The sequence below is a fragment of the Salinilacustrithrix flava genome, assembly GCF_041228405.1.
Lineage (GTDB): Bacteria > Actinomycetota > Acidimicrobiia > Acidimicrobiales > Salinilacustritrichaceae > Salinilacustrithrix > Salinilacustrithrix flava.
This window is the reverse complement of the sequence record NZ_CP133888.1, coordinates 3,640,277-3,662,175: the sequence shown is the minus strand read 5'-3', so window position 1 is coordinate 3,662,175 and position 21,899 is coordinate 3,640,277. Positions and strand designations below refer to the sequence as shown.

Annotated in this window: 19 protein-coding genes and 1 pseudogene; 10 read left to right on the top strand and 10 right to left on the bottom strand. The window is 71.7% G+C overall.

Going from position 1 to position 21,899, the window contains the following annotated elements; translation table 11 throughout:
* Positions 1–6: 6 nt before the first annotated feature.
* Together RGQ06_RS17960 and RGQ06_RS17955 are read right to left on the bottom strand one after the other, a co-directional pair.
* On the bottom strand, positions 7–1,290 hold the full coding sequence (locus RGQ06_RS17960) for a multicopper oxidase domain-containing protein (protein WP_432427753.1): 1,284 nt from the start codon (positions 1,288–1,290) through the stop codon (positions 7–9).
* A 102-nt stretch (positions 1,291–1,392) separates the two neighbouring features.
* Positions 1,393–2,031 carry a trimeric intracellular cation channel family protein gene (locus RGQ06_RS17955; RefSeq protein WP_432427752.1) on the bottom strand — a complete coding sequence of 213 codons (639 nt, stop codon included), beginning with the start codon at positions 2,029–2,031 and terminating at the stop codon, positions 1,393–1,395.
* A gap of 69 nt (positions 2,032–2,100) precedes the next feature.
* Between RGQ06_RS17955 and RGQ06_RS17950 the strand changes: the two genes are divergently transcribed.
* Both RGQ06_RS17950 and RGQ06_RS17945 read left to right on the top strand, forming a co-directional pair.
* On the top strand, positions 2,101–2,628 hold the full coding sequence (locus RGQ06_RS17950) for an adenine phosphoribosyltransferase (protein WP_432427751.1): 528 nt from the start codon (positions 2,101–2,103) through the stop codon (positions 2,626–2,628).
* Positions 2,625–3,170: a nucleosidase gene (locus RGQ06_RS17945; protein WP_432427750.1), complete on the top strand. Its 546-nt coding sequence runs from the start codon at positions 2,625–2,627 to the stop codon at positions 3,168–3,170. Before RGQ06_RS17950 ends, RGQ06_RS17945 begins: the two co-directional genes overlap by 4 nt.
* Before the next feature lie 37 nt (positions 3,171–3,207).
* Here RGQ06_RS17945 and RGQ06_RS17940 read toward each other — a convergent pair whose 3' ends face one another.
* Positions 3,208–5,415 carry an efflux RND transporter permease subunit gene (locus tag RGQ06_RS17940; protein WP_432427749.1) on the bottom strand — a complete coding sequence of 736 codons (2,208 nt, stop codon included), beginning with the start codon at positions 5,413–5,415 and terminating at the stop codon, positions 3,208–3,210.
* 142 nt (positions 5,416–5,557) lie between these two features.
* Between RGQ06_RS17940 and RGQ06_RS17935 the strand changes: the two genes are divergently transcribed.
* Positions 5,558–6,178 carry a TetR family transcriptional regulator gene (locus tag RGQ06_RS17935; protein WP_432427748.1) on the top strand — a complete coding sequence of 207 codons (621 nt, stop codon included), beginning with the start codon at positions 5,558–5,560 and terminating at the stop codon, positions 6,176–6,178.
* Positions 6,179–6,189: 11 nt separating this feature from the next.
* Here the strand turns inward: RGQ06_RS17935 and RGQ06_RS17930 are convergent, their stop codons facing one another.
* The 5 genes and pseudogenes from RGQ06_RS17930 to nifJ form a co-directional block, all read right to left on the bottom strand.
* Positions 6,190–6,783: a hypothetical protein gene (locus tag RGQ06_RS17930; protein ID WP_432427747.1), complete on the bottom strand. Its 594-nt coding sequence runs from the start codon at positions 6,781–6,783 to the stop codon at positions 6,190–6,192.
* A gap of 184 nt (positions 6,784–6,967) precedes the next feature.
* Positions 6,968–7,228, bottom strand: a pseudogene (locus RGQ06_RS17925) (NADPH-dependent FMN reductase); the annotation flags it as partial.
* A 41-nt stretch (positions 7,229–7,269) separates the two neighbouring features.
* Entirely contained in the window at positions 7,270–7,905 is a 636-nt protein-coding gene (locus RGQ06_RS17920) for a peroxiredoxin (protein ID WP_432427746.1), read from the bottom strand.
* A gap of 93 nt (positions 7,906–7,998) precedes the next feature.
* Complete coding sequence (locus RGQ06_RS17915) at positions 7,999–9,033, bottom strand: dihydroorotate dehydrogenase-like protein (protein ID WP_432427745.1); 1,035 nt, start codon at positions 9,031–9,033, stop codon at positions 7,999–8,001.
* A 1-nt stretch (position 9,034) separates the two neighbouring features.
* Positions 9,035–12,685 (bottom strand): pyruvate:ferredoxin (flavodoxin) oxidoreductase, encoded by a 3,651-nt coding sequence (nifJ, locus tag RGQ06_RS17910; protein ID WP_432427744.1) that lies wholly within the window; start codon positions 12,683–12,685, stop codon positions 9,035–9,037.
* A 178-nt stretch (positions 12,686–12,863) separates the two neighbouring features.
* Here nifJ and RGQ06_RS17905 point away from each other — a divergent pair, with 178 nt between their 5' ends.
* From RGQ06_RS17905 to RGQ06_RS17880, 6 genes are all read left to right on the top strand, one after another.
* Positions 12,864–13,262 carry an STAS domain-containing protein gene (locus RGQ06_RS17905; protein WP_432428232.1) on the top strand — a complete coding sequence of 133 codons (399 nt, stop codon included), beginning with the start codon at positions 12,864–12,866 and terminating at the stop codon, positions 13,260–13,262.
* A gap of 87 nt (positions 13,263–13,349) precedes the next feature.
* Positions 13,350–13,589, top strand: a complete 240-nt coding sequence (locus tag RGQ06_RS17900) for a hypothetical protein (protein ID WP_432427743.1) — start codon at positions 13,350–13,352, stop codon at positions 13,587–13,589.
* Positions 13,589–14,047: a hypothetical protein gene (locus RGQ06_RS17895; protein WP_432427742.1), complete on the top strand. Its 459-nt coding sequence runs from the start codon at positions 13,589–13,591 to the stop codon at positions 14,045–14,047. The genes RGQ06_RS17900 and RGQ06_RS17895 overlap by 1 nt, the downstream gene beginning before the upstream one ends.
* A 78-nt stretch (positions 14,048–14,125) precedes the next feature.
* Positions 14,126–14,851 (top strand): beta-phosphoglucomutase family hydrolase, encoded by a 726-nt coding sequence (locus RGQ06_RS17890; RefSeq protein ID WP_432427741.1) that lies wholly within the window; start codon positions 14,126–14,128, stop codon positions 14,849–14,851.
* Positions 14,848–17,265 (top strand): glycoside hydrolase family 65 protein, encoded by a 2,418-nt coding sequence (locus RGQ06_RS17885; RefSeq protein ID WP_432427740.1) that lies wholly within the window; start codon positions 14,848–14,850, stop codon positions 17,263–17,265. The genes RGQ06_RS17890 and RGQ06_RS17885 overlap by 4 nt, the downstream gene beginning before the upstream one ends.
* Before the next feature lie 4 nt (positions 17,266–17,269).
* Complete coding sequence (locus RGQ06_RS17880) at positions 17,270–18,127, top strand: heme-dependent oxidative N-demethylase family protein (RefSeq protein ID WP_432427739.1); 858 nt, start codon at positions 17,270–17,272, stop codon at positions 18,125–18,127.
* Here the strand turns inward: RGQ06_RS17880 and RGQ06_RS17875 are convergent.
* Positions 18,115–20,742, bottom strand: coding sequence for an EAL domain-containing protein (locus RGQ06_RS17875; RefSeq protein WP_432427738.1), 2,628 nt, complete (start codon positions 20,740–20,742; stop codon positions 18,115–18,117). The genes RGQ06_RS17880 and RGQ06_RS17875 overlap by 13 nt on opposite strands.
* A 134-nt stretch (positions 20,743–20,876) precedes the next feature.
* Here RGQ06_RS17875 and RGQ06_RS17870 point away from each other — a divergent pair, with 134 nt between their 5' ends.
* Positions 20,877–21,263 (top strand): SCP2 sterol-binding domain-containing protein, encoded by a 387-nt coding sequence (locus tag RGQ06_RS17870; RefSeq protein ID WP_432427737.1) that lies wholly within the window; start codon positions 20,877–20,879, stop codon positions 21,261–21,263.
* Here RGQ06_RS17870 and RGQ06_RS17865 read toward each other — a convergent pair.
* Entirely contained in the window at positions 21,253–21,846 is a 594-nt protein-coding gene (locus RGQ06_RS17865; RefSeq protein WP_432427736.1) for a TetR/AcrR family transcriptional regulator, read from the bottom strand. The two genes, RGQ06_RS17870 and RGQ06_RS17865, sit on opposite strands and share 11 nt — an antisense overlap.
* Positions 21,847–21,899: the final 53 nt, after the last annotated feature.

Sequence of the window (21,899 nt, the reverse complement as noted above, 5' to 3'; positions counted from 1 at the left end):
TCTGGACTACCGGTCCCGGGGCTTCCCGGGCTTGTCGGGCTTGTCGGGAGGCTTCCCGGGCTTCCCCGGTGGCGTCGTGGTGGTGGTCGTCGTGGTGGTGGGCGCGGTGGTGCTCGTGCTGGTGGTGGTGCTCGTCGAGGTGGACGTCGTGGTCGTGGTGGTGCTCGTCGTCGGCGGCGGCCCCTCCACGAGGTCACCCTCCAGGACCCAGTGGGTGATCAACCCCTGGGGGTAGTTGCCGCCGTTCGCCAGCTGCGAGAGCTCCATGTGGCAGTGCATCGGGTAGACCATCCCGACCATGCCGTCTCCGGCCAGGTCCGAGGTCCACACCGTGGGGTCGCTCGGCGGCCACGGCCAGGCGTCAGGCGGACGCACGAACGGCAGCACCACGTCGGCGGTGTGCAGCGGGGGGACCCGCCAGGTGTCGAGTGCGAACACGTTGTCGTGGGTCCGGCCGCCCTCGGCGAGGACGTAGACGTGGTTCCCGTGGATGTGGGGCGAGTGGGTCGCGAGGCCGACGTTGGCGGTGCGCAGCAGCGCGGGCTGGCCGACGCGGCCGTGCGGCGCGATCGCTCGATCGTGGGCCGAGAAGAACCCGCTCTTGCCGTTGATCATGAAGTACGTCGGGACGTAGTCGTCGAGGAACGCCTCCGGCGAGAGGCCGGGATCCTGGCGGATCCGATCGTGGGCGACCGGATCGGCGGTGGAGAACGCCCAGATCCAGGTCCGCTCCGGGACCCAGGGGTGGCCGGGGAACTGGTAGCTCGTCCCGAGGTCCTCGAAGAGGTTCCGCACCGCGGTCGTGGGGTCGGTGTAGGGCGTGGATGCATCTTCCGGCAGGACGACGAGCACCCCGGCGAGGCCCATGGCCCGGTGCATCGGCGCCCGGAGGGGATCGAGGTAGAGGTAGGTGCCGGCGGCCGGCGCAGGGAACGACACCCGCACCGTCTGCCCGGGCTCGATGGGGCCGCTGTCGACGACGCCCTGCACGGCGAAGGCGTGGACGCCCGGGAGCTCGTTCGTCACGTCGATGACGACGGGATCCCCATCTCGTGCGTAGATGACCGGCCCGGGGACCCGCAGCCCGGCCTGGGGACTGTCGAAGGACCACATGTAGACGCGGGTGCGATCGACCATCTCGACGAGGCACTCGCGCATCGTGAGCGAGAGCGAGGTCTGGGTGGCGTAGGAGGCCGTGATCCCGAAGGCATCGAACACGCCGACCCGCGGCCCGACGGCGATGCCGGCCAGTCCGGCGGCGGTGAGCTTGAGCGCTGCGCGGCGGCTCATCTGGGTCGGCATGGTCCTCGTCCTCCGTACGACCGGCGGCTGGCCTGGGCTCGGCCTCGACCGAGCGTGGATCAGCCACCTTCGAAAAACCTCTGAGGACGGTCAGGCGCGCAGCTTGGCGGTCGGTGCTCGCCAGCCACGGCGGATGGCGAGGAGGCGCACGACCAGCACCGCCGCGGCGATGGCCCCGGCCTGTGGGGCGTCGAGGGCGTCCTGGGACCACACCGCCGCGGTTGCCGCGGCCCCGAGGGTCGCCGGGATCGCGTAGAGGGCGCTGTCGGCCTTGAAGACGGTGGGGACCTCCCGGGCCAGGACGTCGCGGATGACCCCGCCGCCCACCGCGGTCATGGTGCCGAGCAGGACCGACGGCAGCACGCCGAGGCCGGCGTCGAGCGCCTTGGCCGAACCGACCACGCAGAACAGGCCGAGCCCGGCGGCGTCGAAGGCCAGCACGGGGCGGTGCATCCGCTCCACCAGGTGGTGCGCGACGAGCACGAAGGCGGTCGCCACCAGGGGCACGGCCAGGTAGAGCTGGTCGCGCAGGGCGACGGGCGGCAACTGGCCGAGCATGGTGTCGCGCAGGATGCCCCCGCCGAGGCCGGTGACGGTGGCGAGGACCAGGATGCCGACCAGGTCGAAGTGCCGGCGTACCGCGAGGGAGGCGCCCGACAGGGCGAACACCAGCACGCCGGCCAGGTCCAGGGCCCGCTCCAGCTCGGGCTCGAGGCCGGTGAGCGTCACAGGTCGGCGGCCTTGGGCATCGACGGGCTCCATCGTTCGGGGTCGGGCGGGTCCCGTACATTGCCTCCGGTGTCGGCATCGGTGCACCTCGAACCCCACATCCGCGACGTCCCCGACTGGCCCGAGCCCGGCGTGGTCTTCAAGGACATCACGCCCCTGCTCGCCGATCCGGCCGGCTTCGCCTACGCGGTGCGGTCCCTGGCCGAGCCCTTCGCCGGGCGGGGGATCACGAAGGTGGTCGGCATGGAGGCCCGCGGGTTCCTCATCGGCGCACCGGTCGCCCTGCACCTCGGCGCCGGGTTCGTGCCCGTGCGCAAGCCGGGCAAGCTGCCCCGGGCCACGGACTCCGAGGAGTACGCGCTCGAGTACGGCACCGACCGGCTGGAGATCCACGCCGACGCCGTCGGCGCCGGTGACCTGGTCCTCGTCATCGACGACGTGATCGCAACCGGCGGGACGGCAGCGGCCACGGTGGCGCTGGTCGAGCGCTCGGGCGCGACGGTGGTCGGCCTCGGCTTCGTCATCGAGCTGGCGTTCCTCGGCGGCGCCGACAAGCTGGCCGGGCACGAGCACGTGTCGCTGCTCACCTACCGATGACCGGCTCGCCGCTCGTCGTGGTCGCCATCGGCACCGAGGCCGCCCACCTGCGGGGCCTCGACGTGGTGCTCACCGGCATCGGCAAGGTGTCGGCCGCCGTCGCGGTGACCCGGGCGATCGCCGAGCACCGCCCGTCGTTCGTGCTCAACGTCGGCACCGCCGGCGCCCTGCGGGACGGGTTCGAGGGCGCCCACCGGATCGGCCGGGTGCTCGAGCACGACGTCGACCACGCCTTCCTGCGCACCCTCACCGGGGAGGACAGCATCGGCGAGATCGTGCTCGACCCGGGGGAGCCGACCACCCTCGCCACCGGCGACGCCTTCGTGTCCGACCCGACCGTGCGCCTCGCCCTGGCCGAGCGGGCCCACCTCGTCGACATGGAGGGCTTCGCCGTCGCCCGGGCCTGCGCCGCCGCCGAGGTCGAGTGCCGCATGGTCAAGGTCGTCTCCGACACCGCATCGGAGGACGCAGCCCGGTCGTGGAAGGCCGAGGCGGACCGCACCGCCCGGCTCATCGCCGAGGTCGTGGCCGAGCACCTCTGAGCCAGCTGTTCCGCAGCCGCTGCCAGACGCCCGGGGGCTACCCGACGGGCTCGAGCACGCGGCGCTCCTCGTGCTCGTGCAGCTCGGCCTGCTCGCCCCGGCGGACCCGCCACTCGCCCCACAGCTTGAGGCACGACGGCTGGATCAGCACCGACGCGAGCAGCGAGTACACGATCGTGACCGCCACGATGATGCCGAACTGCTGCATCGGGAGCAGCGAGGCGAAGGCCAGGACGCCGAAGCCGGCCGCGGTGGTGGCCGCCGACCCGGCCATGGCGCCGCCGGTGTGGGTGACGGTCTGGCGGATGGCCTCGTCGATCGTCTCGTAGCGGCGGCGGTCCTCCATGAACCGGTGGGTCACGTGGATGCCGAAGGGCACGCCGATGCCGATGGCGAGCGACGCCACCATGGCGGTCAGCACGTTGAAGCTGATGTCGAGCAGCACCATGGTGCCGAGCACCCAGCCGACGACGGCGATGGAGGGGACCATCGTGATGGCCCCGAGCAGCGGCTTGCGCTCCACCACGCCGAAGTAGGCGATGAGCAGCGTCAGGGCGCCGAGCAGCGTGATGGCGATGCCCTGGGTCTGGCTGGCGGTGAGGGCATCGAGGGTCTCGTCCAGCACCAGGGACTCGGACACGACGGTGGTCGTGCCCCCGGCGTCGCGGATCGGTACGAGGGCGGCGTCGAGGTCGCTGGCGAGGGCCTCGGCCCGGTCCTGGCCGGCGGTCGTCGCGATCATCAGGGCGGCCACGTCCGGTCCGGTGTCCGGCAGCCGGCTGACCTGGGCGGCGCCGGCCTGGGACCGCACGTCCTCGACGCCGGCGAGCAGCTCAGGCGCCTCGGCGATGGCGGCGGCCAGCTCGGCGTCGGTGACGTCGCCGTCGATCAGCACGAAGGTGGACTCGGACAGGTCGCCGCCGAAGAGGGTGTCGAGCTTGTCGATGAGCATGCCGGGCTCGGAGTCGGCCGGCACGAAGTCGTCCTGGCTGAACGAGGTCTCGATCTGGCTGCCGGCGCCACCGGCGACGACGGTGACCACGAGGGCGATGGCGAGCGTGAGCCGGGGTGCCCGCTCGGCCACGGCGGCCGTGCGGCCCATGAAGGCGGCCAGCCCGTTCGTCCCGGAGCGCTCGCGCCGGCGGCGACGGGTGGCCCGGGCCAGCGCCCGGGGGCGATCGTCGAGGAGGCGCCGGGCGCTGGGGACGAGCAGGGTCATGACCACGAGTGCTGAGGTCACGCCGACGGCGGTGAACACGCCGAAGTCGGCGATCGGGGGCAGCGGGGACACCAGGTTGGTGAGGAACCCGACCACCGTGGTCAGCGTGGCGAGCACCAGGGCGCCGCCGACGGTGCGCACGGCCATCGCGGCGGCGTCGGGCGGGGCGAGCCCGTGGCGCTGCTCCTCCCGGTAGCGGGACGTGAGGTGGATGGCGTAGTCGATGCCGAGACCGATCAGGAGCACCGGGACGATCGTGGAGATCTGGGTGAAGTTGCCGACGAGGCCGAGGTGGTCGGGGCCGAGGACGACGGCGAAGCCGAACATCCAGGTGATCGTGACGATGAGGCCGACGAAGCCGAGGACGACGTCGCTGACGGTGCGGAACTGCAGGAAGAGGATGGCGACGATGAGGAACAGGGAGAGGCTGAGCAGCCGCGGCATCTCGTCCTCGGACTCGGCCTGCAGGGCGTCGCTGAGGATGGCGGCGCCGAAGGGGTCCACGTCGATGCCGGCGACGTCGACGACCTCGAGCTGCTCGGCGAGGTCGAGGGTCGCCTCCTGGGCGTCGGCGTCGGGCAGGGCGGGGTCGAGCTCGACGACGACGAGCCCGGCCCGGGCCGAGGCGGTGGCCGGATCGAGGTCGCGCGAGAGGAGGCTGGCCGCGGCGGGGGAGACCCCGTCGGCCTGCACGGCCGCGGCGAAGGAGGCGACGCCGCGTCGCCCGTCGGCGAGGGGGATGTCGCTGGCGCGGGCCACGGCCTCGACCTGCTCGGCGGCCTCGATCCCGGCGGGGTCGAGCACGTTGCCGCTGGGCCCGGCGTCCACGACGACCTGGACGCGGGCGCCGCCGGTGGCGAAGTCCTCCTGGATCCGGTCGAAGGCGTCGGCCAGCTCGCTGTCGGGGGCGAACGAGGTCAGCTCGGTGTCGGTGGTCTGGCCGGCGGCGAAGCCGCCGAGCACCACGGTCATGACGGCGAGGAACGCGAGGGTGATCCCCGGACGGCGCTCGACTGCCCGTGCCATCGTCTGCAGCCACCAACGCATGTCTTCGCCTCCGGTCCGGAACGGTCAGGACGAGCCTAGGAAAGTGAAACTGCGTATCAATCGTCACCGAGTGTCACATGTGTCACATCCGGGGGTCGCGGGGTGGTGCGAGGATGGGGACGTGTCCGAGCCGGGGAAGGTGTCGCTGCGGGAGCGCAAGAAGCAGCAGGTCCGTCGGCGGTTCCAGCGGATCGCGCTCGAGCTGTTCGACGAGCGGGGCTTCGAGCACGTCACCGTCGACGACATCGCCGAGCGGGCCGAGATCTCCCGAAGCACGTTCTTCCGCTACTTCCCGACCAAGGAGGACGTGCTCATCGGGCGGGCGGACGAGCACCTCGAGGAGCTGCGGGATGCGTTCGTGGCCCGCGCCCCGGACGAGCCGGTGCTGCGCTCGCTGCGCCACTCCCTGGAGGCGCTCGCCGCCAGCTACGAGGCCGAGCGGTCCGACTTCGTGGCCATGCGCCGCATCGCCCAGGACCACCCCTCGATCCTGGCCCGCGGCCTGGAGCACCAAGCGGTGTGGGAGGAGACCTTCGCCGAGCTGCTCGCCGACCGGCTCCAGGACACCACCGGCCCCGGTCTGCACTCGCGGGTGGTGGCCGGGGCCGTCATGGCCGCCATCCGGGTCGCCATCGACGAGTGGCTGGCCGAGGACGGCAGCCGGGACCTGCAGGCGCTGATCGGGGAGGCCTTCGAGGTGCTCGGCGACGGGCTGTTCCGGGCGCTGCGCGAACCGGGCTGACGCCCTCGGACCTAGACGACCGCCTCACCGGTGGGCGTTCGCACTCGGAGCCGCTCCTCGAGCTCCACGTCCTCGAGCAGGGAGGAGACGAGGTGCTGGGCCTGGGTCATCGCCTCGTCCAGCAGGGCCGCGGCGTCGTCACCCGAGCCGGCCTCCAGGCGCCACTTGGCGACCGTGAGGCGCTGCAGGATCTCGTCGTTGACCTCCGCAGCGTCGCGGCGGCGGGTGGCGGCGACCGCGAGCGCGAGCCGAGCGGCGCTCGCGTCCTCCACCGCGTCCGCGGCAGCACCGACGAGCACGCCGAGCAGCACGAGCGGCACGATCCGGGATGCCCAGCCGAGGGCGCTCACCGAGACCTCGGGGTGCGAGGCGGACCAGGCGACGAGCAGCCCGGCGGCGGACAGGGCGGCGGTGGTGCCCACGACCAGACCGAAGGCCATCGCGGCGAGGGCGATGGGGAGGGCGTAGAGCAGGCCGGTGGCGTCGGCCTCGCTCGAACCCACCAGGCGCAGCGCGGTCACGACCGCGAACAGGGCGGCCGTGACCATTGCGGCGTAGTGCGGGTGGCGTCGGAACCACGGCCCCCCAGCGACGAGGCGATCCATGGGGACACTCTCGCTCCGGAATCCGGCGGTTACCGGGGTCCTATGTCACCAAGTTCCGGGGACGTCGCCTCAGATGGCCCCGGCCAGCGCGTTCAGGGCGCCGGCTGCGCCGCTGCGCATCGGGTCGTTGGCCTCGAGGCTCCCGTCCTGCACCCGGTCGTGGATGAAGGGGATCGGCACCGTCGAAGTTGTACTCCGGCATGACGAAGGCGAACGCGTCACCGCGGCTGATGGTGTCGGACCAGCGGCGGGTGTGGTCGTGCTCGTACTGCTGCAGCCGGGGGTGCTTGGGCTCGTCGAACAGCGGGAGGTCGACCTCGGCGAGGTCCACGAGCTCGACGTCGAAGCCGGCGTGGCCCTCGGCCTCGGCGGCGAACCACTCGGCGACGGTCCGGCCGACCCGGCCGGGTCGGGTGCTGGCGACGATGACCTGGAGGAGGGGCATGCTCCGGGACCTACCCGGGCATGCCCCTCACCATCCACGGCTCAGCTGGGGTCGTCGGTCCAGCGGAGGTAGGGCTTGACCTCTTCGACCTTGTCGGCACCGAAGCGCTCCTTGGCGTCCTCGGTGGACATCCCGGGCGACACGATGACCTTCTCGCCCTGGGTCCAGTCGGCCGGGGTGGCCACCGGTGCGGAGTCGGTGAGCTGGAGGGCGCCGACGACGCGGAGCAGCTCGTCGAAGTTGCGGCCGACGGACTTGGGGTACGTCAGCGTGAGGCGCACCTTGTTCGCCGGGTCGATGATGAAGACCGAGCGCACCGTGGACGTGTCGCCCTCGCCGGGGTGGATCATGTCGTAGAGCTCGGCGACCTTCTTGTCCGGATCGGCGATGATCGGGAAGTTGAGGTCGGTGCCGCCCACCTCGCCGATGTCGGGCGCCCAGCCGTTGTGGGAGGCGACGTCGTCGACCGAGAGGGCCAGGACCTTGGTGTTGCGCTTGGCGAAGTCGTCCTTCATCTGCGCGGTGCGGCCGAGCTCGGTGGTGCACACGGGCGTGAAGTCGGCCGGGTGGCTGAACAGCATCGCCCAGCTGTCCTTCTTCCACTCGTGGAAGTCGATCTCACCCTCGGTCGTGTCGGCGGTGAAGTTCGGGGCCTCGTCACCCAGGTGGATGCTCATCGAAGTGGTCCTTTCGCAGGGGTCGTCTTCGTCGGCCCAGGTCTACGACCTGGGTGCTCCCAAGGCAACGCTTCCGCCGACCCGCCTGTTCCCTCAGCTCGACGGCGACGACGGCGTGAGGTCGTGCGGCGCGGCCCACGAGTGCAGGGTCCGCACGTAGCCGGCGCGCTCGAAGGCGGCCGGGTCGCCCGAGGTGGAGTGGTTGGCGCTGCCCCGGAGCTGGGTGACCGACTCGTACTCCCGCTCGGTCAGCCAGGCCAGCAGCTCGGACTCGAGCACCGCGACGTGCTCGGGGCCGTGGCGCAGCAGCGCCGAGGTGGTCATGGCCACATCGGCCCCGACCAGCAGGGCCTTCACCACGTCGGTGCCGCCGGCCACGCCGGAGGTGGCCGCCAGCGACGCCCGGCCCCGGAGGTGCGGGGACAAGATGGCGATCCAGCGCAGTGGCAGCCGCAGCTCGGACGGGCTGCTCAGCTCGACGCGGGGCACGACCGTGAGGCTCTCCAGATCCAGGTCCGGCTGGTAGAAGCGGTTGAACAGCACCAGGCCGTCCGCCCCCGCCCGCACGACGTCCTGGGCGAAGCCGGCCATCGCCGAGTAGTAGGGGCTGAGCTTCACCGCGAGCGGGATGTCGATCTCCTCGCGCACGGCGGTGATGATCTCCAGGTCTCGGTCCTCGACATCGTCGGCGGCGAGCCGCGGGTCGGCGGCGAGGTGGTACAGGTTCAGCTCGAGCGCGTCGGCGCCCGCGTCCTGGAGCCGGCGGGCGTGGTCGGTCCACCCGCCGGGGGAGGTGGCGTTGAGGCTGGCGATCACCGGCAGCGACGTGACGGCCTTGATCCGGGCCAGGCGCTCCACGTAGCGGTCGCCGGCGTGGGGCAGCTCGTCGATGGAGGGGAAGTAGTCGAGCGCCTCGGCGAAGTGCTCAGAGCCTGCTTCGAGGGCCCGGTTGAGCTCGGACTCCTCGTGGAGGATCTCCTCCTCGAACAGCGAGGGCAGCACGACCGCGCCGGCGCCGGCGGCCTCCAGCCGACGCACGACGTCGGGGTCGTCGGTGATCGGCGACGCCGAAGCCACGATGGGCGAGCGCAGGGTCAGGCCCAGGTAGGTGGTGGTGAGGTCGACCATCTCAGCGCTCCGTCTCGTCGTTGCGGATCTCGACCGGCACGTCGCCGCCGGGCTCGGGCTCGGGCTCGTGCAGCGTCGGGATCGTCCGGTGCATGCCGGCCAGCTGCTCGTAGTAGCGCCAGCGCTCGTCGGCGTCGGCCTGGGCCAGCTCGGCCAGCATCTCGGCCCGCTCGGGGTCGGTGCGCTGGAGGATGGCGAAGCGGGTCTCGGAGGAGACGAACTCCTTGATCGGGATGGTCGGCTTCTTGGAGTCGAGCGCGAACGGCTGGCCGTCCTCGGTCTCGCTCGGCCGGAACCGGTAGAGGGGCCAGTAGCCGCTCTTCACCGCGTCCTTCTGGTGGCTCATCGACTTCGACATGTCGATGCCGTGGGCGATGCAGGTGCTGTAGGCGATCACCAGGGACGGGCCGGGCCAGGCGTCGGCCTCGAGCAGGGCCTTGGTGGTCTGCAGCTCGTTGGCCCCCATCGAGATCTGGGCCACGTAGACGTTGCCGTAGGCCCGGGCGATGGCGCCGAGGTCCTTCTTGCCGATGCCCTTGCCGGCGGCGGCGAACTTGGCGACCGCGGCCCGGGGCGTGGCCTTGGACGCCTGGCCACCGGTGTTGGAGTACACCTCGGTGTCGAGGACGAGGATGTTGACGTTGCGCCCGGTCGAGAGCACGTGGTCGAGGCCACCGAAGCCGATGTCGTAGGCCCACCCGTCGCCGCCCATCAGCCACACGCCCTGGCGGACGAGGTTGCCGACGAGGGAAGCCAGGTGCGAGGCGTCCACCGCCGTGTCGGGCTGCTCGACGAGGGTCGCCAGCCGCTGGCGCAGCTCGTCGACGGCCGTGCGGGCCGCGGCGATGTCGGTCTCGGTCTCCTGGGGGTTGTCGAGGAGGCGGGCCACCAGGTCGGCGCCGAGCTGGGGGGCGAGGCGCCGCAGCGAGGTCTGCGCCTGGTCCCGCTGGACGTCGAGGGCGAGGCGCATGCCGAGCCCGAACTCGGCGTTGTCCTCGAACAGGGAGTTGTTCCAGGCCGGGCCTCTGCCGTCGCCGTTCACCGTCCACGGCGTGGTGGGCAGGTTCCCGCCGTAGATCGACGAGCAGCCGGTGGCGTTGGCCACGATCATCCGGTCGCCGAACAGCTGGGAGACGAGCTTGATGTAGGGCGTCTCGCCGCAGCCGGCGCAGGCCCCGGAGAACTCGAACAGCGGCTCGAGCACCTGGGAGCCCTTGACCGTGTCGTGGGGAAGGAGGGAGCGGTCGAGGTGGGGGATCGTCTGGAAGAAGTCCCAGCGCTCCCGCTCGAGGTCGCGGTGGGCCATCGCCGGCTCCATGTTGATGGCCTTGTGCGACACGTCGGTCTTGGACTTGGCCGGGCAGACGTCGACGCACACGCCGCAGCCGGTGCAGTCGTCGGGGGCCACCTGGATGGTGAGGCGGTGGTCGGCGAGGTCCTTGGAGCGGAACGCCTTGTGGATGAAGTCCTCCGGGGCGTCGGCCACGGCCTCGGTGTCGAACACCTTCATGCGGATGGTGGCGTGCGGGCAGACGATGGCGCACTTGCCGCAGTCGATGCAGACGTCGGGGTCCCAGATCGGGATCTGCTTGGCGATCGAGCGCTTCTCGTACTGCGCGGTGGCGGTCGGGAAGACGCCGTCGACGGGCATCGCGCTCACCGGGAGCAGGTCACCCTCGCCCTGCATCAGCAGCGACGTGACCCGCTGGACGAACTCGGGGGCGTCGTCGGGGACGGCGTGCTCCATCGTGCGGGTGCTGGTCACCGAGTCGGGCACGGTCACCTGGCACAGGTGGTCCAGCGCGGCGTCGATGGCGGCGAAGTTGCGGTCGACGACGGAGCGCCCCCGCTTGCCGTAGGCCTTCTCGACCGTGCCCTTGATGCGGGCGATGGCTTCCTCCGGCGGCAGCACGCCGGACAGCTGGAAGAAGCACGGCTGCATGATCGTGTTGATGCGGTTGCCCATGCCGGTGTCGCGGGCGACCGAGTCGGCGTCGATCACCCACAGCTCGATGCCCTTGTCGACGATCTGGGTCTGCACCTCGCGGGGCAGGTCGTCCCACACGTCGTCGGGACCGAACGGGCTGTTGAGCAGCAGCGTGGCGCCGGGGCGGGCGTAGTCGAGGACCTTGACCTTCTCGAGCAGACCGAACTGGTGGCAGGCCACGAAGTCGGCGTCGTCGACCAGGTAGGTGGACCGGATCGGCTCGGGTCCGAAGCGCAGGTGGGAGACGGTGACCGAGCCGGACTTCTTGGAGTCATAGACGAAGTAGCCCTGGGCGTAGAGGTCGGTGCCCTCGCCGATGATCTTCACCGAGGACTTGTTGGCGCCCACCGTGCCGTCGGAGCCGAGGCCGACGAACACCGCCTGCACCTCGCGCTCGGGCCGGTCGTAGCGCAGCGTGCCGTCCATGGGCAGGCTCAGGTGCGACACGTCGTCGTAGATGCCGACGGTGAAGTGGCGCCGGGGCCGAGGCGCGGCCAGCTCGTCGAAGACCGTGCCGACCATCGACGGCGTGAACTCCTTGGAGGACAGCCCGTAGCGACCACCGACGACGCGGGGCATCGAGGCGAACGGCGGGTCGTCGACGTCCATGGCCTCGCTCAGGGCGGCCAGCACCTCGAGGTACATGGGCTCGCCCACCGCGCCCGGCTCCTTGGTGCGGTCCAGCACGGCGATGGAGCGCACGGTCGGGGGGAGCGCAGCGACCAGCTGCTCCACCGGGAACGGGTTGAAGAGCCGGATGCGGAGCATGCCGACGGACTCGCCCTGGGCCACCAGGGTGTCCACCGCCTCCTCGATGGCGCCGGAGGCGGAGCCCATCACCACGATGACCCGCTCGGCGTCGGGCGCGCCGTGGTAGTCGACGAGCCGGTAGCGGCGGCCCGTCTGCTCGCCGAGCTCGTCCATCACCTCCTGGACGATCCCGGGCACGGCGTCGTGGAACGGGTTGCTCGCCTCGCGGGCCTGGAAGAACGTGTCGGGGTTCTGGGCCGTGCCCCGCAGGGACGGGGCCTCGGGGGTCATGCCCCGGAGCCGGTGGGCGATCACGTCGTCGTCGCGGACCAGCGACGCGATGGCGTCGTCGTCGAGCACGTCGATCCTGTCGATCTCGTGGCTGGTGCGGAACCCGTCGAAGAAGTGCAGGAACGGCACCCGGGCCCGGAGGGTGGCGGCGTGGGAGACCAGCGCGAAGTCGTGGGCCTCCTGTACGGAGCCGGCGGCGAGCATCGCCCAGCCGGTGCTGCGCACCGACATGACGTCGCTGTGGTCCCCGAAGATCGACAGGGCGTGGGTGGCGATGGAGCGGGCAGCCACGTGGATGACCGCCGGGGTCAGCTCGCCGGCGATCTTGAACATGTTCGGGACCATGAGCAGCAGGCCCTGCGAGGCGGTGAACGTGGTGGCGAGCGCGCCCTTCTGCAGCGCCCCGTGGAGCGCGCCGGCCGCGCCGGCCTCCGACTGCATCTCGACCACGTCGGGGACCGTGCCCCAGCGGTTGGGTCGCGTCGCGGCCGACCAGTCGTCGCAGTGCTCGGCCATCGGCGAGGCCGGGGTGATCGGGTAGATGGCGATCACCTCGCTGAGCGCATAGGCGACCCGGGCCGCGGCTTCGTTGCCGTCCATGCACTCGCTGCGTGTGTCAGCCATCTCTCGCAGCGTGCCGCCGAACGGCACGATCGGGCAAGGGACAACGTCGCCAGTGCTGTGGACCAATGGCACGACCTGGCCGGCCGCCCCGTTGGCGGTCGCGCCGGGCACCGTTACGCTGGGGCGAGGCCCGTGAACCCCGGCCGGAGTGTCCGTGGGCCTGACTGTTGGAGCTGTGATGCAAGGAATCTGGACCGAGGAGCTCGCTCCGGTGGTCGTCGCCGACGCGGATTCCGCATCGCGCCTGGTCGCCCGCATCACCGTGACGGGCTTCGGCTCCGTACCGGCCCACATCGACGTCGCCCTGCGCGGCGAGCTGTGCGCTGGCACCACCCCGGCCGTCTCCTGCGCCATCGAGGGGCTGCTCCCGCTCGGGATCAGCGACGTGCGCTTCGACCTGGCCGAGCTGCGCCTGTGCACCTCGGCGGGCATCGACCTCTGGGTCGACCTCGCCACCCGCCTCCTGCCCCACGGCGGCGACGTCCGCCTGGACGGCGCCGCCGGCGTCGTGCGGCGTGCGCTGGACGCGGTCGGTGTGAGCGACTCCGGCACCGTCCGCCGGCCCGGCACCGCCTGAGCAGCGGCGGTCCCCGACGGCACCGCATGTTCGTGCGCCGACTCGGGTAGCGACGCGGTCCATCCCCCACGACGGAAGGACCGCACCATGAGCGAAGACCGCAACCACGGCACCGACACCCCGACGGGCACCGACCCCGACGCCAAGTGGAGCGAGCCCGGCTACGAGGACAAGTCCCTCGGCCAGGCCGTCGACCAGGACAGCGAGCTCGCCGACGAGCTGCTGGAGGAGACCGGCGGCGACGAGAAGGCCGCCGAGGAGCGCTTCGAGGACGAGAGCCACGGCTCCCCGGCACGCGAGCGTCAGGGCAAGCCGGAGACGAGCTGATGGCCGATCGTGACGAGCTGGCCGCCGAGGCCGAGGTTCGCAACGGGGCCAGCGGCACCACCTCCGAGGAGGAACTCAGCGAGGCGCTCGACGAGGACAAGCTGGCAGGCGGCGGGAGCTACCCGCCGGACCAGCCGGCGGCATCCTTCGACTACGGCGTCACTCCCCAGGGGCAACGGGTGCCCGAGCCGATCGCCGAGCGCGTCCAGCGGGAGAAGCCCGAGCAGTCCTTCGTCGGTGAGGAGGGCCGGGTCGGTCGCCTGGTCGCCCCCGACGAGGGCGTCGGCCCCGACGACGAGGGCACCGAGGTGGCCCGCGAGGTCGACCGTGTCGCCGACCACGATCGGCCGGTGGGCGACGTCGGCACCAGCGACACCACCACCTACGACGTGGCGCCCGAGCTCGGCCAGGACGTCAGCGCCGAAGAGGCCGCGGTCCACGAGCGCGACGTCCCCTGAGCGGCGACGAACGGGAGCAGCTCCTCGTGCCCGTGGGCTGAGCGATCCGCTCGGGGTCCGCCCCTACACTCGGCCGCCATGGTCGCACGCGGGACGACGGTCGAGTGGCAGGCGTACCGCGCCGTCCTGCTCGACCTGGACGGGGTCATCACGCCCACGGCATCGGTGCACGAGGTCGCCTGGGCCGAGCTGTTCGCCCCCTGGGGCTTCACCAGCGAGGACTACCTCACCTACGTCGACGGCAAGCCCCGCTACGACGGGGTGCGGTCGTTCCTGACGTCGCGGGGCGTGGAGCTGCCGGCCGGCACGGCGGATGACCCACCCGGCGACGGCACCGTGGCCGCGATGGGGAACCGCAAGGACGAGCTGTTCCGCGAGCTGCTCGAGCGCGACGGGGTGGCCCCGTACCCGGGCACGATGGCGGTGCTGGACGAGCTGGATCGGCACGGGATCGCCCAAGCCGTGGTGTCCTCGTCCCGCAACGCCCGCCCCGTGCTGGAGGCCGCCGGGCTCGGCGACCGCTTCGAGCACGTCGTCGACGGCGTCACCATCGTCGAGGAGGGCATCACCGGCAAGCCGGCGCCCGACATGTTCCTGCGCGCCGCCGAGCTGGTCGGCGTCGCGCCACCCGACGCGGTGGTGGTCGAGGACGCCACGTCCGGCGTGGCGGCCGGGGCCGCCGGTGGCTTCGGCCTCGTGCTCGGCGTGGACCGGGGCGGCAACCGCGACGCGCTGCTGGCCGCCGGCGCCCACCTGGTCGTCGACGACCTGGCCGAGACGCTCGAGCCGGAGACGGCGCGGTGAAGATCCGGGCCACCGCCAGCGCCATCCCCCGGCACCGCTACCCGGTGGAGCCGTGGCGTCTGGTGGAGACCGAGCTGGACCACGCCGACCTCGGTCACACCGAGTCCCTGTTCGCCATCGGCAACGGCTACATCGGGATGCGGGCCAACCCGAGCGAGGGCCGTGAGGCCCACTCCCACGGCACGTTCCTGAACGGGTTCCACGAGACCTGGCCGATCCACCACGCCGAGGCCGCCGTCGCGTTCGCCACCACCGGACAGACCATCGTGAACGTCCCCGACGCCAAGCTGATGAAGCTCTACGTCGACGACGAGCCGCTGCTTCTGCGCGAGGCCGACCTCGAGCACTACGAACGAGTGGTCGACTTCCGCACCGGCATCTCCCACCGGGAGGTGGTGTGGACCACGCCGGCCGGCAAGCGGCTGCGGGTCCGCTCCGAGCGCATGGTCAGCCTCGAGCACCGGCACCTGGCGGTGCTGAGCTTCGAGGTCGAGATGCTGGAGGGCTCGGCGCCCGTCGTCATCTCCTCCCAGCTCCTCAACCGCCAGGACGGCGAGGACGAGTACCACGTGACCTCGGCGGCCCTGGGGGAGGGCTTCGACCCGCGCCAGCGCCGGACGTTCCGGGACCGGGTCCTGCTGCCCCAGCTGCAGCGGCACGAGGCGGACCCGAACGACGGCGGCGAGGTCGTGCTGGGCTACCGGTGCGCGCAGAGCGGCATGACCCTGGCCTGCGCCTACCACCACGAGGTCGAGACGACGTGCGGCTACGAGACCGACACCGTCGTCGGCGAGGACCTGGCCAAGACGGTGTTCACCGTGCACGCGGAAGCCGGGGAGAGGTTCCGGCTGACGAAGTACGTCTCCTACCACTCGTCGCGTGGGATCCCGTCCCAGGAGCTGGCCGACCGCTGCCACCGGACCATCAAGCGGGCGCGCCGCACGGGCGTCGCGGGTCTCCGCGAGCAGCAGCGGGTGTGGCTCGACGACTTCTGGCAGCGGACCGACGTCTGCATCGAAGGCGACGACGCCGTGCAGCAGGCCGTGCGCTGGAACCTGTTCCAGCTGGCCCAGGCCTCGGCCCGGGCCCACGAGCAGGGCGTGGCCGCCAAGGGCGTCACCGGCGGCGGCTACGACGGGCACTACTTCTGGGACACCGAGGTCTACGTCCTGCCCTGCCTCGCGTACACCAACCCCGAGGTCGCCCGGAAGCTGCTCCGCTTCCGCTGGAAGATGCTCGACGCGGCGAGGGAGCGGGCTGCGGAGCTGAGCCAGGTCGGGGCGCTCTACCCGTGGCGCACGATCAACGGCGAGGAGGCCTCCGCCTACTACGCCGCCGGCACCGCCCAGTACCACATCAACGCGGCGGTGGCCTACGCCCTGGAGCGCTACCTCAACGCCACCGCCGACGTGGACTTCCTCGTCCACGAGGGGGCCGAGATCCTGGTCGAGACGGCCCGGCTGTGGGCCGACCTGGGCTTCTACGAGCACAACGGCAACGGTCGCTCTGGTGCGGTCGACGGGCGGTTCCGGATCCACGGCGTCACCGGCCCGGACGAGTACACGACCGTCGTGAACGACAACCTGTACACGAACGTCATGGCCCGCTTCAACCTCCGGTACGCGGCGTGGACCTACGACTTCCTGGCCGAGTGGAGCCGGGAGGACCTCGAGGCGCTGCAGCGGCGCACCGGCGTCACCGACGAGGAGGTCGAGAGCTGGCACCGGGCCGCCGAGGCCATGTACCTGCCCTACGACGAGGAGCTGGGCATCCACCCCCAGGACGAGAGCTTCCTCGACCGGGAGCCGTGGGACTTCGACGGCACGCCGCCCGACAAGTACCCGCTGCTGCTCCACTACCACCCGCTCGTGATCTACCGGTTCCAGATCCTCAAGCAGGCCGACGTCGTGCTGGCCATGCACCTGCGCGGTCAGCAGTTCTCGCGGGAGCAGAAGCGCCGCAACTTCGAGTACTACGACCCGATCACCACCGGCGACTCCTCCCTGTCGGCCTGCGTGCAGTCGATCGTCGGGGCCGAGGTGGGCCACGAGGGCCTGGCCTTCGACTACTTCAAGCAGTCGCTCTACCTCGACCTGGCCGACACCCACGGCAACACCGCCGACGGGGTGCACATCGCCAACGCCGGCGGGGTCTGGGCCGCCCTCGTCCACGGGTTCAGCGGCATGTCCGACAACGGCGAGCACCTGCGCTTCGCCCCCCGGCTGCCGAGGGAGTGGTCGTCGATGTCGTACCGGCTGCAACGCCACGGCTGCCAGCTCCTGGTGACGCTGGACCACGACGGCTGCACCGTGCTGATCGAGTCCGGCGAGGCCGTGCCCGTGCTCACCGCCGACGGGGTCGTCGACGTCGTGTCGGGCGACTCGGTGCGGATCCGCCGCGACGACTTCACCTAGCCCGATGAGCAGCCCGCTCGCGCCCGGCTGGCTGGACGAGCTCGACCTGCACGTCGGCCCGCCCGATGCGTCGATGGGCACCCGAGCGCTCGACCCGGACCGCTGGTTCCTGGTCGACGACCAGTGGGATGCCCAGCGGGCCGAGGCCGCCCGACTGCTCGCGTCCGAGCGCGACGAGGTTCTCGTCAGCGCGGACGACCCCGCCGTGGGCGCCGTGGTGGCCGAGCTCGACGACGTCGTCCGCACCTGGTTGGGAAGATCCCGTGGATCCGTCCCACCCGTGGTGACGGACCAACGAGATCCTCCGAGGGGGTTGGCCGACACCCGGCTCCTGGTGGCCGACGACCTCTGCCTGCTGCTGCCCGGCGAGGGCGGTTGGCGACTGGCGGCGGGGTGCGTGTGCTTCCCCTCGTACTGGCGCCCCCGCGACCGCATCGGCGGTCCGCTCGACGGCGTGCACGCGGTGGTGCCGGGCTACCCCGGCGCGCTGGCCGGCCGGGTCGACGGCTTCCTCGGTCGGCTGCGTCCGGGGCAGGGCGTGTGGCGGCGGAACTGGCTGGTGCACGACGTCGCCGACCTCCACCTGCCCACCTGGGTCGACGACGTCGATCGTCCGACGCCGGTGCCCGAGGGCCGGTGGCTGCGCAGCGAGCGCCAGACGCTGGTGCGGCTGCCGACGGTGGAGGCGGTGGTGTTCACGATCCGCACCCAGCAGGTGCCGATGGCCGTGCTCGGGTCGCGCCCGGACGTGGCCCGCGGTCTGGCCGCCGCGATCCGGGGCTGGAGCCCCGAGCAGCGGGCCTACAAGGGGGCCGCGATCGATGACGCCCTGCTCCGGTGGCTCTCTGCTCAGGCGGGCTGATCGGCGGCGATGCGCCGAGCCAGCTCGTCGGCGGAGAGCGGTGGGGCATAGAGGAAGCCCTGCACGAAGCGGCACCCGAGCCCGCGCAGGCGCGACGCCTGCACGTCGGTCTCCACCCCCTCTGCGATGACCTCGAGCTCGAAGCGCTCGGCCAGGCGGAGCACCATGTCGACGATCGTCGTCGCCCGGTGCGCCGCAGGGTCGTCGAGCTCGCTCACGAAGCTCCGATCGATCTTGAGGAAGGTCAGCGGCAACGTGTGCAGGTAGGTCATCGACGAGTACCCGGTCCCGAAGTCGTCGAGGCCGATCGCTGCACCGAGTTCGCGCAGCGCGGTGATGTCGCCGATGGCGGAGTGGCTGCCCTCGATCAGCGCCGTCTCGGTGAGCTCGAGGTGGAGCCGCCCCGGGTCGAGACCGGTGTCCTCGAGCACACGTCGGACGCGTGATGCCGCGTCGTTCGACCCGATCTGCCGGGCGGACAGGTTCACCGCGATCCACAGGTGCTCGGGCCAGGACATGGCGGTCGCGCACGCCTCTTCGAGGACCCACTGCCCGAGGGGCACGATGAGCCCGGTGTCCTCTGCGACGTCGAGGAACTCGGCGGGCTCGAGCATCCCGCGGCGCGGGTGGTTCCAGCGGACCAGTGCCTCGGCTCCGACCAACCCGCCCGATGAGAGGTCGAGCACCGGCTGGTAGCGCAAGGTGAAGTCCCCCGCGAGCAGCGATTGGTGGAGCTCGACCTCGAGCTCCTCGCGATGCTGCGCAGCGGACACGAGGGCGTCGGTCCAGGTCACCCAACGAGCTCGGCCGGACCGCTTCGCGGCGTACATCGCGCGGTCGGCCCGGCGCAGCAGGTCGTCCACCGTGAGCGCCCCGGCCTCGTCAGCGCTCGCCGTCGCCAGTCCGATGCTGGCGGACACCTGGTGTTCGACGCCATCGACCTGGACGGGACGGGTCAGCGCTGCCTGGAGACGTTCGGCGAGGACGCCGGCTTCGGCCTCGTCACCGAGCTCCGAGAGGACGGCGACGAACTCGTCGCCGCCGATGCGAGCGAACAGATCGCCGGCGCGCAGCTCGGCCTGCACCCGGTGCGCAACACCCGTGAGCAGGGCATCGCCGGTCGCATGGCCGTACCGGTCGTTGATGCGCTTGAACCGGTCGAGGTCGAAGAACAGGAGCGCAGTGGTCGAGCCGTTGCGGCCGGCGCGAGCCAGGGTCGCGCGCGTGTGCTCCCCGAGCAGCAGGCGGTTGGGCAGGCCGGTGAGCGGGTCGTGCATCGCCCGGGCCACCAAGAGCGCTTCGGCGTCACGGCGGTCGGTGACGTCGATGAACGACACCGCCAGGTGCTCCTCGCCTCCGAGTACCAGGCGAACCGAGCGGACCTCGATCCACACCATCGTGCCGTCGGCGCGCCGGTAGCCCAGGTCGAGGGTCGTGTCGTCGGGCTCCGTGGCGAGCAGCCGCCGGCGCTGCTCGGCGGAGACCGGCGAACCGTCTCGGCTGACCAAGCCCACATCGTTCGACAGCAGATCGGTTCCGACGAGGTCACCGTCAGCGAAGCCCAGGATGCGAGCGGCGGAGGGGTTCGCCGACACCACGCAGCCGTCGCCACGACGTACCAGCACGACGCCTGCAGCGAGGGTGTCGACCAGTGACTTGTGCCGCGCCTCCGACGCGTCTCGGATGGATTCGGCCTGCCGGCGCCGGTGCGCCGCCAGGAAGACGTTGCCGAGCAGGCGCACCATGTCGGTCCGGGACTCGTCCCAGGGCGCGGGCTCTCGGCGCCAGCGGAGGGAGAACGTCCCCTCGTAGTCCTCGCGTGCGCCGAGCGGGATCGTGAGCGCCGACCGGATCCCGTGCTCGACCATGAACGCAGCCTCTGCTCCGGCGGTGGCCGGGAGGTCGTCGGGCCTCGGGACGTAGACCGCTTCGCCGCGCTGGAGCTTGGGCGCAGCCCACCCGAACGGCGCTCGAGGCAGCGAGACGATGCGACCGGTGGTGGGATCGAGATCGGGCGCGCACCACTCGTTGGTGAGCTCGAGCCGCTCCCCGTCGTCGCTCGTGACGTAGAGCAGTGCCTGGTCGGCGAGGAGCCTCTCGCAGATCTCGTGCAGCCCCGCGTCGATCGCCAGGTCGAGCTCGCCTCCCGTCGCGCCGGCGAGGCTGCTGGCGATGGACGCTGCCAACATCTCGACCTCGAGCCGGTCCTGCACCTCCTGCAGGGCGTGGACCGCCATCGTGCGGTCGTGCACGATCGCCACCGTGATGGCGTCGTCGAGCGGTGCCAGGCTGATCGACACGGGGAGCTCGATGCCGTCGGCGCGCCGTGCCCGGAGGATGAGCCCACCGCCCATGTGTCGGGCGGACGGCTGTGCCTGGAACGCCCTGCGCCGGCCGGCGTGCTGGGCACGGGCGTCATCGGGGACGAGCTCCTCGATCGAGGCGCCCTCGAGCGCGCCGTCGGCGAAGCCGAGCAGCTGGTGGACCAGCTCGTTGGCTGCGACGATCCTGCCGGACGAGTCCACGGCCAGCGCTGCGTCGGGCAGGTCGGAGAGGAAGTGCTCGACGTAGGTGTCGCTGTGGCCGGGCCGGCCCGTCGCACCGGAAGCGGTCACGGTCGGCATCGTACCGAGGCCCACCCGACCTCTCCGATCGGCCCAGGGGCGGCGAAGGACTTCAGCGCCGCTCCGTCGAACTGTTGGACAGCGGCCAACAAGGGCCCTGGACATGAGCAAGAGGAGCAACAGCGATGGCACACGACTTCTTGTCGGACGAGTGGATGGACGCGATCGAGGCGCTGCGCCCGGAGGCCCCGGAGCCGCCGGCGGCCACGAAGGACCTCGTGATCAACCTCGTCGTGCCCGACACCCCCTTCGGCGAGCGGGAGGCCCACATGGCCGGCGGGCAGTTCGAGCGGGGGCTGCACGACTCGGCCCCGACGAAGCTGACCGTGCCCTACGAGGTGGCCAAGAGCGTCTTCATCTCCGGCGACCAGGCTGCCGCCATGCAGGCGTTCATGTCGGGTCAGATCAAGATCGACGGCGACATGACCAAGCTGATGGCCATGCAGTCGGCCGGCGCGCCGTCGCCGGAGCAGGTGGCCTTCCAGGAGAAGATCAAGGCCCTCACGGCCTGAGCTCGGGCAGCACCCGCTCGAGCAGGAGCGGGAGCGCCCGCACCAGCACCTCGCGAGCCTGGGCCTCGGTCAGCCGACCGCGGTCCAGCCACTCGCGCACCACCTCCTGCACCAGCCCGCCGTAGCCCCGCACCACGGCCCGCACGACGGGCGTGTCGTCGAGGCCGAGGGCCTCGATCGTCTGCTCAGCCAGCACCTCCCGGCTGTCGTCGACGATCGAGGCGACCTCGTCGTCGCCCACGGTCGTGGCCCGCAGCCACAGCTCCTGGTTCTCCGAGGCGAAGGCGAGCAGCGCATCGATGGCCGCCGCCCACGTCGGATCCTCGCCCGGCGCCGCCGGCGTACCGACCGGCAGCGGGATGCGGGACACGTCCCGGACGACCTCGAGGTAGAGGTCGCGCTTGGAGTCGAAGTAGTGGTGCAGCAGGCCCTTGGCCACGCCGGCGGCCTCGGCGATGTCGGACACCGCGACCTGGCTGTAGGGGCGGCGCAGGAACAGGCCCGTGGCCGCGTCGAGGATCTGGCCGCGCCGCGCCTCGTGGTCCATGCGCACCCGCTTGGGCGCCCCGTCTGCTCCGGCCATGGCCGGGCACCGTACCCACCGTTCTGGCAGCGACTGCGGAACGCGTTCCGTGG

Bases quoted from the DNA above. Each gene is read 5' to 3' on its own strand.
- RGQ06_RS17960 (WP_432427753.1), bottom strand. From the start codon at position 1,290: ATGAGCCGCCGCGCAGCGCTCAAGCTCACCGCCGCCGGACTGGCCGGC.
- RGQ06_RS17945 (WP_432427750.1), top strand. From the start codon at position 2,625: ATGACCGGCTCGCCGCTCGTCGTGGTCGCCATCGGCACCGAGGCCGCC.
- RGQ06_RS17940 (WP_432427749.1), bottom strand. From the start codon at position 5,415: ATGGCACGGGCAGTCGAGCGCCGTCCGGGGATCACCCTCGCGTTCCTC.
- RGQ06_RS17930 (WP_432427747.1), bottom strand. From the start codon at position 6,783: ATGGATCGCCTCGTCGCTGGGGGGCCGTGGTTCCGACGCCACCCGCAC.
- RGQ06_RS17920 (WP_432427746.1), bottom strand. From the start codon at position 7,905: ATGAGCATCCACCTGGGTGACGAGGCCCCGAACTTCACCGCCGACACG.
- RGQ06_RS17915 (WP_432427745.1), bottom strand. From the start codon at position 9,033: ATGGTCGACCTCACCACCACCTACCTGGGCCTGACCCTGCGCTCGCCC.
- nifJ (WP_432427744.1), bottom strand. From the start codon at position 12,685: ATGGCTGACACACGCAGCGAGTGCATGGACGGCAACGAAGCCGCGGCC.
- RGQ06_RS17905 (WP_432428232.1), top strand. From the start codon at position 12,864: ATGCAAGGAATCTGGACCGAGGAGCTCGCTCCGGTGGTCGTCGCCGAC.
- RGQ06_RS17900 (WP_432427743.1), top strand. From the start codon at position 13,350: ATGAGCGAAGACCGCAACCACGGCACCGACACCCCGACGGGCACCGAC.
- RGQ06_RS17895 (WP_432427742.1), top strand. From the start codon at position 13,589: ATGGCCGATCGTGACGAGCTGGCCGCCGAGGCCGAGGTTCGCAACGGG.
- RGQ06_RS17890 (WP_432427741.1), top strand. From the start codon at position 14,126: ATGGTCGCACGCGGGACGACGGTCGAGTGGCAGGCGTACCGCGCCGTC.
- RGQ06_RS17880 (WP_432427739.1), top strand. From the start codon at position 17,270: ATGAGCAGCCCGCTCGCGCCCGGCTGGCTGGACGAGCTCGACCTGCAC.
- RGQ06_RS17870 (WP_432427737.1), top strand. From the start codon at position 20,877: ATGGCACACGACTTCTTGTCGGACGAGTGGATGGACGCGATCGAGGCG.
- RGQ06_RS17865 (WP_432427736.1), bottom strand. From the start codon at position 21,846: ATGGCCGGAGCAGACGGGGCGCCCAAGCGGGTGCGCATGGACCACGAG.